This window comes from Komagataeibacter oboediens (assembly GCF_018491655.1).
Lineage (GTDB): Bacteria > Pseudomonadota > Alphaproteobacteria > Acetobacterales > Acetobacteraceae > Komagataeibacter > Komagataeibacter oboediens.
This window is the reverse complement of sequence record NZ_JABLUU010000005.1, coordinates 197,236-208,709: the sequence shown is the minus strand read 5'-3', so window position 1 is coordinate 208,709 and position 11,474 is coordinate 197,236. Positions and strand designations below refer to the sequence as shown.

Sequence of the window (11,474 nt, the reverse complement as noted above, 5' to 3'; positions counted from 1 at the left end):
CGTGACAGGGTGCTGAAAAACACGGTTTCAGGAAACGTGACGATCAACGGCACATTGATGCATTATGTGCAGGACGATCTGCCGTTTGGTGGCGTTGGGGATAGTGGCATCGGGGCGTATCATGGAAAGGAAGGATTCATGGCGCTCACCCATGCCCGTGGCGTGTACCGGCAGGGACGTTTCAATGCAGCAACGCTGCTTCAGCCGCCATTCAGCAAACTTACCGACGTCATCACCAGTCTGATCCTGCGATGACAACGCGCATTCTGCTTATCGGTGGCACCGGCCTGATCGGACATCTCGTTGATGCGGACCTTGCCAGGCGGCCCGATACCGTTGTCACCAGCCTGACACGCAGGCAATCATCCTGCTCCGGTCATGTCATTGATTTCGAACGTCTGTGTACGGCGCCTGCCGCGACGCTACGGACCGTGGCCCCGTCTGGTGCCGACGTGGCGATTTCCTGCCTGGGCACGACAATTCGTACCGCAGGATCGCAGGCGGCCATGTTCCGCGTGGATCATGACTACGTCCTCGCTTTTGCCACAGCAGCACATGCGCTTGGCGCGCGCCAGTTCATTCTCGTTTCTTCAGTGGGAGCTGGTGGCCCCGGTTTTTACCTCAGGACCAAAGGCGCGATCGAATGCGACATCAGGGCACTCGGTTTCAACCGCGTGGATATCGTACGTCCCGGTATGCTGCTGGGCCACCGTACACAGGCACGGCCGATGGAGGCAATCGGTCAGCGACTGGCAATGGCCCTGGCGCCGCTCATGATCGGCAGGCTCTCCAGATATGGCGGCATTGACGCGAAAACCGTCGCGCAGGCGATTACGGCGCTGGTGGGACGGGCGACCGATGGATGCAGAATATATGACAATGCGGACTTGCAGCGCATTGCCAGACAGGCTGCCAATTCATGAGACTATCCGGTTCGGAACAACCGGGATCAGGAATTAAGCAGACAGGCAGCACTCGCCTCTATTAGGATAACAATAAGCATACCTTTGTTCATCCGGCAGGCAATTCCAGCCATCCAAACGTAATAGGCCTTTTGCCAACGTGACCTAGAATTGAACGCCAATTCCAAAATCAAACAGGTAGCGCAGCTTCGGCCGAACATGGGAATGCACGCGAGTTATTTGCACAGTCTTTTGAGAGAGGCAAAACTTTGCAAAAATCTTTACAAAGTAAATTATCCGTACCATCAGCAGCGGATTTTATGTCATTTCTGAAAATTGGGGATTTCAAAGCACAACGTTCATACTTTCAATGGCGTGGCTTTCAAGGCCGTGAAGGCTGAAGGAGACTTTTGAAACAGTCTCTAAGATGCCAATGAAACCGGATGCGATTGCTCGGCGTATTCGTCGTGTTCTCCAGGAAGATGGCCGCGGTCCCAACAATGAACTTGCAAGGCGCGCCAGACTCTCTCCATCGCCATGCCTGCGCCGTATGCGAATGCTGGAAAAAGTGGCGTTATCGAAAGGGTATGTCGCCGTTGTGAATCCCGCGAAAGCCGGGTTCGGCGTGACGGTTTTTGTCAGGTTATGGCTGACGGGAGAAGACGACCTGCCAGGACTGAAATATTTCGAGAGCGAACACCTTGCACGGATCAAAGGCGTGCGGAGTATGAAGACCGATATCCCGCTCCTGAAGGCCAAGAACGCAAGCTTTGCATAAGATATCTCACCAATCATGCTGGAGATGATGGAAGCGAAGCGGGCTGCCGATTATATTGGCTCGTGCCTGAAAGCATCGTCCGGAAATCAATTCTTCCGTTCTGATCTGACAGGACGCACAACATTCAGGTACGCAAATACGCCTGAAGACGCGGAATGACGAAATCGAGAAATACTCTCACGCGTTGGGGTGTCTGTCTGCTGCCCAGATAGAGCGCATGAATCTCTTCTTCGTCCTGCGCGTCCGTATGGGCCAGAACTTCAACGAGACGGCCGGCCTTGATGTCATCGCGCACATGGTAGTCGCCAAGCCGTGCCAGCCCCGCACCCCATAGCGTCAGGCGTCTGACTGTTTCGCCGTTATTGGCGAGCAGGGGGCCTCGGACGATACGATCTGCGATGCGACCTTTTTCCTGCAGCGGCCAGACAGGGGCGGCACGCCGGAAATTGAAGCCAAGGCATTTGTGTTGGTCCAGATCATCAATGCTCTGCGGTGTACCAAACCGTTTCAGGTAATCTGGTGATCCAACGATTTTACGTCGCGCTGTGCCGATACGCCGGGCCGTCAGATTTGAATCCTGCAACGGCCCGACCCGGAAGGCAACATCCGTGCGATCAAGATAAAGGTCCGCCAGTTCGTCGGAGAGTGACAGATCAATGACGATATCCGGATAGGCATCCCAGAACTCTGGAAGGAGAGGCTCAAGCGCCAGCGCTCCGAAGGCTACCGAGGCGTTGATGCGCACAGTGCCGCCGGGCCGAACCGACCCTGTGGTGAGCGCATGTTCCATATCGTCAAGTTCGGCGATCAGTGCCTGAGCACGCTCGTAGTAAAGCTGACCTTCCGGCGTAACGGAAAGCCGCCGTGTCGAACGTTCAAGCAGGCGCACGCCAAGGCGTGTTTCAACACGGGCGATCAGTTTGCTTATCGTCGGGGGCGTTGTCATCGACAGGCGGGCTGCCCCGGAAAAACTGCCGCTTTCCACGACACGCAGAAACATCTGCATTTCGCCAATCCGGTTATCCATCAGCGCCTCTTTGATGAAACAGGTTCACAAGTGCTGTGGAGAAGCAACGGATTATCAAAGCCTGTCAAGTTCATCATGTTCCGTAGGGAACAGATGCCGCTTGTACGGCCAAGGCGCCGTCATATTGAAAATGCTTCCGGACAATGGTTCTCAATCCTGATCAGTCGTATCCGGGATGCTTTTGCAGGACACTATTACGATGAAAAATATTCTCCTTCTGAACGGTGGAAAGGCTTTTGCCCATTCTCATGGTCGTCTGAACGATACGCTGCATGACGCCGCCCTTGCGGTCCTGTCGAACGCGGGTTTCAATACACGACAGACAAAAATCGATGCTGGCTACGATATTCAGGCAGAAGTCGAGAATATCCTGTGGGCGGATCTGGTCATCTACCAGATGCCGGGCTGGTGGATGGGCGCGCCGTGGACGGTCAAGAAGTATGTTGATGAAGTCTTCACCGCCGGTCATGGCACGCTTTATGCCAACGATGGGCGCAGCCGTTCCCATCCTGAGCGTAAATACGGTTCAGGCGGCCTGCTGCAGGGGAAGCATTACATGCTTTCCCTGACATGGAACGCCCCGGAAGAAGCCTTTGTCGATCCGGCACAGTTCTTTGAAGGGAAGGGGATTGATGCGGTCTATTTCCCTTTCCACAAGGCCAACCAGTTCCTGGGCATGGCACCGCTTGCAACGTATCTTGCGTCAAACGTTATGAAAGAACCGGCGGTTGATCGGACCGTCGCGCGCTACCGTGCCCATCTTGCAGAGGTACTGGGCTTTGTCCTGCCAGAGGGCGGCGCCGAATCATAGCACGGACCGCAGGGTTTTGCCGGGTAACATGGAACCGAGAGAATAGCATGAAGACATGGATACGTTGGAGCAGTGCCGGAGTGATCGGACTGGCAGTGCTCGGTGCAGCGACATGGGAACTCGTCCTGCGTCCGGAAAATGCATCTCTTCCCGTAACGGCAGGAACAGGCCCGCACCCTGATCTGCCGCAGCCCAACCATACCCTGTTTCCGACCGTCAATGTCGCGACGCCCGTGGGTTGGGCGGAGGGGAAGGTACCCACACCCGCTCAGGGTCTGGCGGTTACGCCCTATGCGAAGGGTCTCGACCATCCCCGATGGCTTTATCGGTTACCCAATGGCGATATTCTGGTGGCCGAGAGCAATTCGCCCCAAACGGATGTCCAGACACTCAAAAACCGCATTGCAGGGTTCGTGATGGGCAAGGTTGGCGCGGGGGAGGCCAGCCCGAACCGGATCATCCTGCTGCGCGACACCAGGGGCGATGGGTCAGCGGATACCCGCACGGTGTTCCTCGACCATCTCTATTCGCCTTTCGGCATGGCGCTGGTAGGCAATGATCTTTACGTCGCCAATGCCAACGCAATCCTTCGTTTTCCCTATCATGACGGTGACACGCGGATTGATGCGCCGGGAACCAAGGTTGTGGATCTGCCAGCAGGCTACAACCATCACTGGACAAAAAATCTGCTCGCCAGCCCGGACGGGCGTTTCCTGTATGTGACCGTCGGGTCCAACAGCAATGTCGCCGATAACGGGATGGACGTCGAAGAAGGTCGGGCACGGATCGACCGGCTCGATCTGAGCACGGGAAAGCTGACGCCCTATGCAACCGGGCTGCGTAACCCGAACGGGCTGGCCTTTGAGCCGGAGAGCGGTGCCCTGTGGGTGGCGGTCAACGAGCGCGATGAAATCGGTAGCGACCTCGTCCCCGACTATATCACATCGGTCAAGGAAGGCGCATTCTATGGCTGGCCTTACAGCTATTACGGCCAGCACGTTGACACACGGGTCTCGCCACAGCGACCGGACCTTGTGGCGCAGGCGATTGCGCCGGATTACGCGCTTGGCCCGCATACGGCCTCCCTTGGCATTGCGTTTTCCCAGGATGCCACCCAACTTCCGGACGCCTGGCGTCACGGGATGTTCGTGGCACAGCATGGATCGTGGAACCGGCGGCCCAAGAGTGGCTACAAGGTCATCTATGTGCCGTTCGCCGATGGGAAGCCGTCCGGACCGCCGGTTGATGTGCTTACGGGTTTCCTGACAGCCGACGAAGCGCATGTGCATGGTCGACCGGTCGGCTTCACGATTGACAGGTCGGGCGCATTGCTGGTGGCAGACGATGTGGGCGGTGTTGTGTGGCGTGTTTCCGGTAACGCCAACGAATGAATGGGTGCACACTGGCCGTACCCGACTAATTTATTTTAAACCTATCTGGAGATGACATATGCCGTGCTTATGACGGACTGACGCCATCAGGGGAGAGGTCGCCTGAAAAAGGGGAACTGCCAGCAAGGATGCCCGCATTCGGGATAATAGGCATCTCAGGTCGGGACGGCTTCGAAGGTGTATTGGACTTGTGACGAATTTGTGCGGGTTAGCAAGATTCGACCCCACCATCTCGAACGGGTTTGGCTTTGGCGGCATTAACGCATCCCTCATCCTACGGCGCTGGAAGCCCTGAGGTTGCCCCCCCGGCGGCCCTGCATGCTGTCAACCCGTCGGCGCTGGTGTGCGCGTCATTCAGTGAGGCGGCGGCACAATGGCCAGTTGCGTCCGCACACTCGGGCGTTCCTGCATTCTGGCATACCAGGCGAGAAGGGCCTCGCTTTCCTGCGGAACAGGCAATTTTACGGCTGCAGCGAATATGAAACCCCCGATGACGGCGATATCCGCCATCGAGAAAGCATCACCCGCAATGAACGGCTGCTTTCTCAAAACCGCATCAAGATAATGCATCCCGCGAAGCGCCCGGTCCCGCTGGCGCAATCCCCATTCCCGGTTCTGGTCACGTTCTACATCGGGGCCGAGACCGGGTGTCGCATTATGAAAATAGACGCTGATCGCATCCAGCATCTCGATCTCGGCGCGTTTTGTCATCATGTGGATTACGCCTTTCTCAAGCGGCGTTCGGCCGGTCAGCGTGGGTTCTCCCACCAGTGCATCGAGATAGACCGTGATGGCCGTGCATTCAGCAAGGCAGGTGCCATCCCCAAGTTCGAGGACCGGCAGGGTTCCGGAATAATTTTTGGCGAGAAAGTCAGCTTTTTTGTGTTCGCCTTTCCACAGGTTGACCGGCACGAATTCGACATCAGACAGGAGGTTTTTTTCAGCCAGGGCAATCCGTACGCGGGCCGGATAGGGGCCGGTGGGCCAGTCATAGATTTTCATGGGCGTAACCTCGTTGCCATCAGACGTGAGGGTATCGGGCGTCGTGTCGTTTATCTACCTGCCAAATGGTAGGTAGGCGAAGAGTATGACTTCAAATCCCAGCCGTCAACGTCTATCTATCACTTGGTAGGTAAGTCACAGGCAGATGATGAGCATGACGATAAGTTCCAGTTCAAGGGAGGCCATCCTGACAGCCGCAAGGCGGGCCGCACAGATGCATGGCTATAACGGCCTGAATTTCCGTGACCTGGCAAAGGAAGTCGGCATCAAGGCGGCCAGTATCTATTATCATTTCCCCAGCAAGGCCGATCTGGGTGCTGCGGTTGCGCGGCGGTATTGGGAGGATATCAGGGCCGCACTTGATGCCATGCAGGCAGAAACCCCCGATCCCCGCCTATGCCTGCGCCGTTATCCTGAAATGTTCCGCCGATCGCTCGAAGACGGCAACCGCCTGTGCCTGTGCAGTTTCATGAGCGCGGAATATGCGGATCTGCCTGATGCCGTCAGGCATGAGGTCCAGACTTTTGCCGATATCAATGTCGCATGGCTGGATACGGTTCTATCCGCGATCGATCAGGCATCTCCACACAACACGGGCTGGGCCTCTGCCATCTTTGCCGCAGTGTCCGGTGCGCAGCTTATGGCCAGAAGCCGCGCTGATATTGCACTGTTCGACGAGATTATTGACAGTTATTGCAGGAGTGGACTTCTGGGATAATATCAGCATGTATTGCGCGCGTGGCATGGCGTTGCATCGCCGGGCACAGGCAACTTCCTCCACGATAGGTCATTTTCGGCATAACTGCCTGCAAACCACGAAAACTGTCCGGATTGACCTGCTTCAGCACAGGGATTGCAACCGACCCACCATGGTATGACCTGATGGTTCCCCCCGACAGGTCTGTGCGCGACAGATGAAATCCTGACCAATGGAGTGACCTGATGCCTTACTCATCAATCCACGATCTACCAGACCGGGTCCGTCTGCACCTGCCCACCCATGCCCAGGAAATTTTCCGGGCCGCATTCAACAATGCCTGGACCGAATATGGCGCGAAAGGTGAAGACCCCGGGGAAGCGGCCAATCGCGTTGCGTGGGCGGCAGTGAAGCGTAAATACGTCAAGGATGGTAACGTCTGGGTCGCACGGAACGATGCCTGACAGGTGTTACCTGTTGTCATGCCCGCTGGATCTGTAATCTGCCTGTCCCCTGAAGGAACGTATCACTCACGCGAACTGGTCGAACAGATCGACCACACTGGCGGGTGCATCCGGTCCAAAAAACAGGTCCAGATTCTGCGCGGACCGGCGCGCCACTGCGTGGCTTCGTGGAAAAAGTGCCGCCTCATAGGCCGCCACGGCCGCGTTCATGTCATCGGGGTGGGCGATGAGCGATTGGCCGAGTTCCGCGCCGTCATACAGGGCAAGATTGGCCCCTTCACCCGCAAACGGGGACATGAGATGTGCGGCATCGCCGATCAGGGTCACGCCGGGTCGATGCGGCCACCGCAGCCCGGGCGGCAGGGCATGGATCAGGCGGATCGCTGGATCGGCATTACTGTCGGTAATGAAGCGCGTCAGATGTGATGCCCAGCCCGTAAACTGCCGTGCAATAATACCTAATCCCTTGCTGACATTGCTGAAATCAACCAATCTTACCCATGTTTCCGGCCGGTTCAGCGCCACATATCCCGTCACACTTCCATCGGCATTGCGATGCACGATGATGCCCTTGCCCGGTGCCACTGCCATTAGGGTGCCTGTGCCGATCACCGCGCGGTGTCTATCGGCAACAGGGCAGGCAATCTCGATAAAGCAGGTGCCTGAATAGACGGGCCGGGCAGGGGTGAGAAGCGGACGGACTTTCGACCAGGCACCATCTGCACCGACAAGCAGATCCGCTGTGGTTCTGGCACCATTGGCAAAAACAATCTCATGCTGGCCGTTGGCAACTAGCGATACAGACATGACCTTATAGCCCCACCGGATCGCAGCAGGGGGCAGGGAAGCGATCAGCATGCGGCGCAGTTCACCCCGGTCAACTTCCGGGCGCGGGGACAGGGTCTGCCCCGACCGGTCGAACAGGATGGTCCCGTTCCTGTCCACAATGCGCTTTGCATCCTCACCTGGCCGGACAAGGTGGCGGAAATCATCATGCAGGCGCGCCGCCTTCAGCGCGCGCTGGCCGTTATGTTCGTGGATATCAAGCAGACTGCCCTGTTTTCTGGCGGCAGGCGACGTCTCGGCCTCGTAGACCGTGGCCTCGATCCCGTGCAGGTGCAGGATACGGGCAAGGATCAGGCCACCAGGGCCAGCCCCGATGATCGCAATGGTCCGTCGCATGATCGCGCTCCATGTAACGCATCGGCATCTGCCAATGCGGGCTGTGTTTTTCGGAGACGCTGGCCAATCATGCCACGGCATGAAGGACGTATGTGCGACAGCCTTGGGGCCTGAAAGTGGGCCATGGACCGTCGTTTTTCGCGGGGTCTGAGCGTTACAGCAGACGGGACGTTTCCGCAAGGAATGGCGGCAGGACTATATCCGTCACGCAGCGCAACGGTCGTTCCGCCCGCCAGAACACTCCCGCCTGATTACGATGCCGATGTCCGTGACCCGGCGATGAGAATATCGACCAGACGCTTCGCACTGGTCTCCCAACCGGGGCCGGCGGCGTAGTTCGAGACCCCTGCCAAGGCGCGGAGCAGGTCAACTGGCTCGATATCCGTGCTGATGTCGCCACTGGCAACGGCGGCTGCCACAAGCCCGTCGATCGCACCCTGCAGGACCGTGCCGGACTGGGCATAAAGTGCGCCCGTGCCGCCTGCCAGGCCGTTGAGGGCAGGGGCAATCACCAGCTTGGCGGCAATATAGTCAACAAACAGCCGCATCCACGCCCGCAGCGCCTCCACCGGCGGATGCTGCGCGGCAAGGACTGGTGCCGCATCGGCAAGGCGGTCGAGTTCAGCGCGATAGACCGCCTCGATCAGCGCATCGCGATTGGGAAAATGGCGGTAAAGCGTGCCGATCCCCACGCCCGCACGGCGGGCGATCTCATCCAGCGGAATATCGACTTCCCCCGCCGTAAAGGCTGCCTTGGCCATGTTCAGCAGGTTTGTCCTGTTGCGCTGTCCATCGCTGCGCGGTCGGCGGCGCGGCTTTTTTTCGTCGGTCACCGGTTTTCCTCTTGTTAAACGGAGCATACCTCCGCATATATCAAGCGGAGCCACACTCCATATAACATCCCGCAGGCCATTTCGGCAAAAAACGGATGCATCCTTTCAGGGAGTTTCCCCCATGACACAGACTTTTGGCGCAAGCTCGACAACGGAAGATGTCCTCTCCGGCGTATCGCTGAAGGGCAAACGCGTGCTTGTAACCGGTGTTTCTGCCGGTCTGGGCGTTGAAACCGCACGCGCCCTTGCGGCCCATGGTGCCCATGTGGTGGGTGCCGCGCGCAATCTGGAAAAAGCAGAGCAGGCCACCACGCAGGTCCGTGCGGACGCGGCGCGTGGAGACGGACGCTTCGAACTGGTCGCCCTGGACCTCGCGGACCTGGGTAGTGTCCGCGCCTGCGCCGATCAACTGAACGCAACTGGCCTTCCGTTCGATCTGGTGATCGCCAATGCGGGCGTAATGGCCACGCCATTCGGCCATACGAAGGACGGGTTCGAGACGCAGTTCGGCACCAATCATCTGGGACACTTTGTCCTCGTTAACCGCATTGCAGGGCTGATGCGCGCCGGTGCCCGGCTGGTCAACGTATCCTCGGCCGGACATCGCTTTGCGGATGTTGACCTGAAGGACCCGAATTTCGAGCATACGCCGTATGATCCGTTCATCGCTTATGGCCGTTCCAAGACAGCCAACATCCTGTTTGCCGTCGCCTTTGACGCACGGCACCGCACGCGCGGCGTACGCGCAACAGCGGTGCATCCGGGTGGAATCCTGACCGAGCTGACGCGTTACATGCCTGCAGGTGGCATTGAGGCGATGGTGGCGCGGATCAATGAACAGGCTGCGGCGGAAGGCAAGCCACCGTTCCAGTTCAAGACCATTCCGCAGGGGGCGGCCACGGCAGTCTGGGCAGGCGTAGTGGGGGCGGCTGATGCCGTCGGCGGTCATTACTGCGAAGACTGCCACGTAAGCCCGGTCGTGCCCGATGACCAGCCGATCAGTCTGGTCAGTGCGGGCGTGCGGGCCTATGCATTAGATCCCGTGCATGCCGAGGCGCTGTGGGCCAAAAGCGAGGAAATGGTCGGGGAAAAATTCTCCTGAGTCACCCCTGTTCCTGTTTGTGGCATAATGGACGTTCCTGACGCCCCGACAGACAGTTTACCGATATGAATGGCCTGGACGCAGGGGGATGGAAGATGTCTCCCTGCGCTTCCGTGCGAGGATATTGAATGCGCCTTGTTGTTTTCGGCCTGCCCCTTCTTGTCGTGATCCTGAACTGGCTCTGGCCGTTACCGCTTCCGCTGGGGCTGAAGGTGATTGCTGCGGCACTGGTGGTCGTGGCCGCACTTTACCACTATTGGTCCCGGCTTTCCTCGGGTTCGGTCTTCGCGCCAGAATTTCCCCGGCCTGTTGTCATCCTGTTCAACTGGGCATTCGGGGCGATCGCATTTCTCATGCTGTTCCAGATCGCGCTTGATATTGGTGCGCTGCTGGTTGCGCTGGTAACGTGGCAGCCGGTGCGTATCTCGGTCGCGGCGCGGGCGGCCGTGGGTGGCCTTGCCGGGATGCTTTCCGCCATCGGCGTTGCCAATGCGCTGCGTGTGCCGCCAGTCAGGGATGTAAGCGTGACCATTCCCGGCCTGTCGCCAGCATTTGACGGCTATCGGCTGGTTCAGTTGACCGACATGCATATCAGCCGGCTGTTTCCCGCCCGATGGGCAAGGGCAGTCGTGGAGCGTACCAACGCGGCCGGGGCCGACATGATTGTCGTGACGGGCGATTTCATTGACGGCTCGGTGGCCATGCGCCGTGCCGACGTGGCACCGCTTGCGGGGCTGCATGCGCCGAACGGTGTTCTGGCGATCCCGGGAAACCATGAATATTTCTTCGATTATGGCGAGTGGATGCAGCACCTGTCAGAACTGGGCTTTCACATGTTGCTGAACCGCCATGTGGTGATTTCAAGGGGAGGGGCCGGACTGGTCATTGCAGGCGTTACCGACCGGTCGGCACCCGGGCATGGACAGGCCGGTCCCGATCTGGCTGCGGCCCTTGCGGGTATTCCTGCCGGTGCCCCCGTCGTGCTGCTCGATCACCAGCCCGGTGATGCGCGTGAAGCTGCCGCACAGGGTGTTGCCCTGCAACTGTCGGGCCATACGCATGGCGGGATGATTGTTGGCCTCGACCGTCTTGTTGCACGCGGCAATAACGGATTTGTTTCAGGCCGCTATGATCTGGGGAACATGACGCTTTACGTCAGCAACGGGACCGGACTGTGGCCGGGCTTCGCGCTCCGGCTGGGCAGGCCATCCGAGATCACCCGTTTCACTCTGCGTGCGGGATGAGAGAAGGAACCTTATCCTGTTCTGAAGAATTTCAATATTCC

Annotated in this window: 13 protein-coding genes; 9 read left to right on the top strand and 4 right to left on the bottom strand. The window is 58.4% G+C overall.

Annotated features, from left to right (window positions below; genetic code table 11):
* From HNO79_RS06865 to HNO79_RS06855, 3 genes are all read left to right on the top strand, one after another.
* On the top strand, positions 1-255 hold a 255-nt coding region (locus tag HNO79_RS06865; RefSeq protein ID WP_214164854.1), incomplete at its 5' end, for an aldehyde dehydrogenase family protein.
* Entirely contained in the window at positions 252-923 is a 672-nt protein-coding gene (locus HNO79_RS06860) for an NAD(P)H-binding protein (protein WP_214164855.1), read from the top strand. The genes HNO79_RS06865 and HNO79_RS06860, both read left to right, overlap by 4 nt.
* Positions 924-1,329: 406 nt before the next feature.
* Positions 1,330-1,680: an Lrp/AsnC family transcriptional regulator gene (locus HNO79_RS06855; protein ID WP_244987448.1), complete on the top strand. Its 351-nt coding sequence runs from the start codon at positions 1,330-1,332 to the stop codon at positions 1,678-1,680.
* 124 nt (positions 1,681-1,804) lie between these two features.
* On the opposite strand, the gene HNO79_RS06850 is transcribed toward HNO79_RS06855, so the two are convergent.
* Positions 1,805-2,707, bottom strand: a complete 903-nt coding sequence (locus HNO79_RS06850; protein ID WP_214164857.1) for a LysR family transcriptional regulator — start codon at positions 2,705-2,707, stop codon at positions 1,805-1,807.
* A 199-nt stretch (positions 2,708-2,906) separates the two neighbouring features.
* Here HNO79_RS06850 and HNO79_RS06845 point away from each other — a divergent pair, with 199 nt between their 5' ends.
* Both HNO79_RS06845 and HNO79_RS06840 read left to right on the top strand, forming a co-directional pair.
* Positions 2,907-3,518, top strand: a complete 612-nt coding sequence (locus HNO79_RS06845) for an NAD(P)H-dependent oxidoreductase (protein WP_214164858.1) — start codon at positions 2,907-2,909, stop codon at positions 3,516-3,518.
* A 47-nt stretch (positions 3,519-3,565) separates the two neighbouring features.
* Positions 3,566-4,909, top strand: coding sequence for a PQQ-dependent sugar dehydrogenase (locus tag HNO79_RS06840; protein WP_214164859.1), 1,344 nt, complete (start codon positions 3,566-3,568; stop codon positions 4,907-4,909).
* Positions 4,910-5,263: 354 nt separating this feature from the next.
* Here the strand turns inward: HNO79_RS06840 and HNO79_RS06835 are convergent, their stop codons facing one another.
* Positions 5,264-5,911 (bottom strand): glutathione S-transferase, encoded by a 648-nt coding sequence (locus tag HNO79_RS06835; protein WP_214164860.1) that lies wholly within the window; start codon positions 5,909-5,911, stop codon positions 5,264-5,266.
* 154 nt (positions 5,912-6,065) lie between these two features.
* Between HNO79_RS06835 and HNO79_RS06830 the strand changes: the two genes are divergently transcribed.
* Positions 6,066-6,629: a TetR/AcrR family transcriptional regulator gene (locus HNO79_RS06830; RefSeq protein ID WP_214164861.1), complete on the top strand. Its 564-nt coding sequence runs from the start codon at positions 6,066-6,068 to the stop codon at positions 6,627-6,629.
* A gap of 224 nt (positions 6,630-6,853) precedes the next feature.
* Entirely contained in the window at positions 6,854-7,072 is a 219-nt protein-coding gene (locus tag HNO79_RS06825; RefSeq protein WP_214164862.1) for a ChaB family protein, read from the top strand.
* A 66-nt stretch (positions 7,073-7,138) separates the two neighbouring features.
* Here HNO79_RS06825 and HNO79_RS06820 read toward each other — a convergent pair whose 3' ends face one another.
* Entirely contained in the window at positions 7,139-8,254 is a 1,116-nt protein-coding gene (locus HNO79_RS06820; RefSeq protein WP_214164863.1) for an FAD-dependent oxidoreductase, read from the bottom strand.
* A 251-nt stretch (positions 8,255-8,505) separates the two neighbouring features.
* The gene (locus HNO79_RS06815) at positions 8,506-9,087 is read right to left on the bottom strand and encodes a TetR/AcrR family transcriptional regulator (protein WP_214164864.1); all 582 of its coding nucleotides are present in this window, start codon (positions 9,085-9,087) and stop codon (positions 8,506-8,508) included.
* Between the two features lie 121 nt (positions 9,088-9,208).
* Between HNO79_RS06815 and HNO79_RS06810 the strand changes: the two genes are divergently transcribed.
* Positions 9,209-10,189 (top strand): SDR family NAD(P)-dependent oxidoreductase, encoded by a 981-nt coding sequence (locus HNO79_RS06810; protein WP_214164865.1) that lies wholly within the window; start codon positions 9,209-9,211, stop codon positions 10,187-10,189.
* Between the two features lie 128 nt (positions 10,190-10,317).
* The gene (locus HNO79_RS06805) at positions 10,318-11,433 is read left to right on the top strand and encodes a metallophosphoesterase (RefSeq protein WP_214164866.1); all 1,116 of its coding nucleotides are present in this window, start codon (positions 10,318-10,320) and stop codon (positions 11,431-11,433) included.
* Positions 11,434-11,474: the final 41 nt, after the last annotated feature.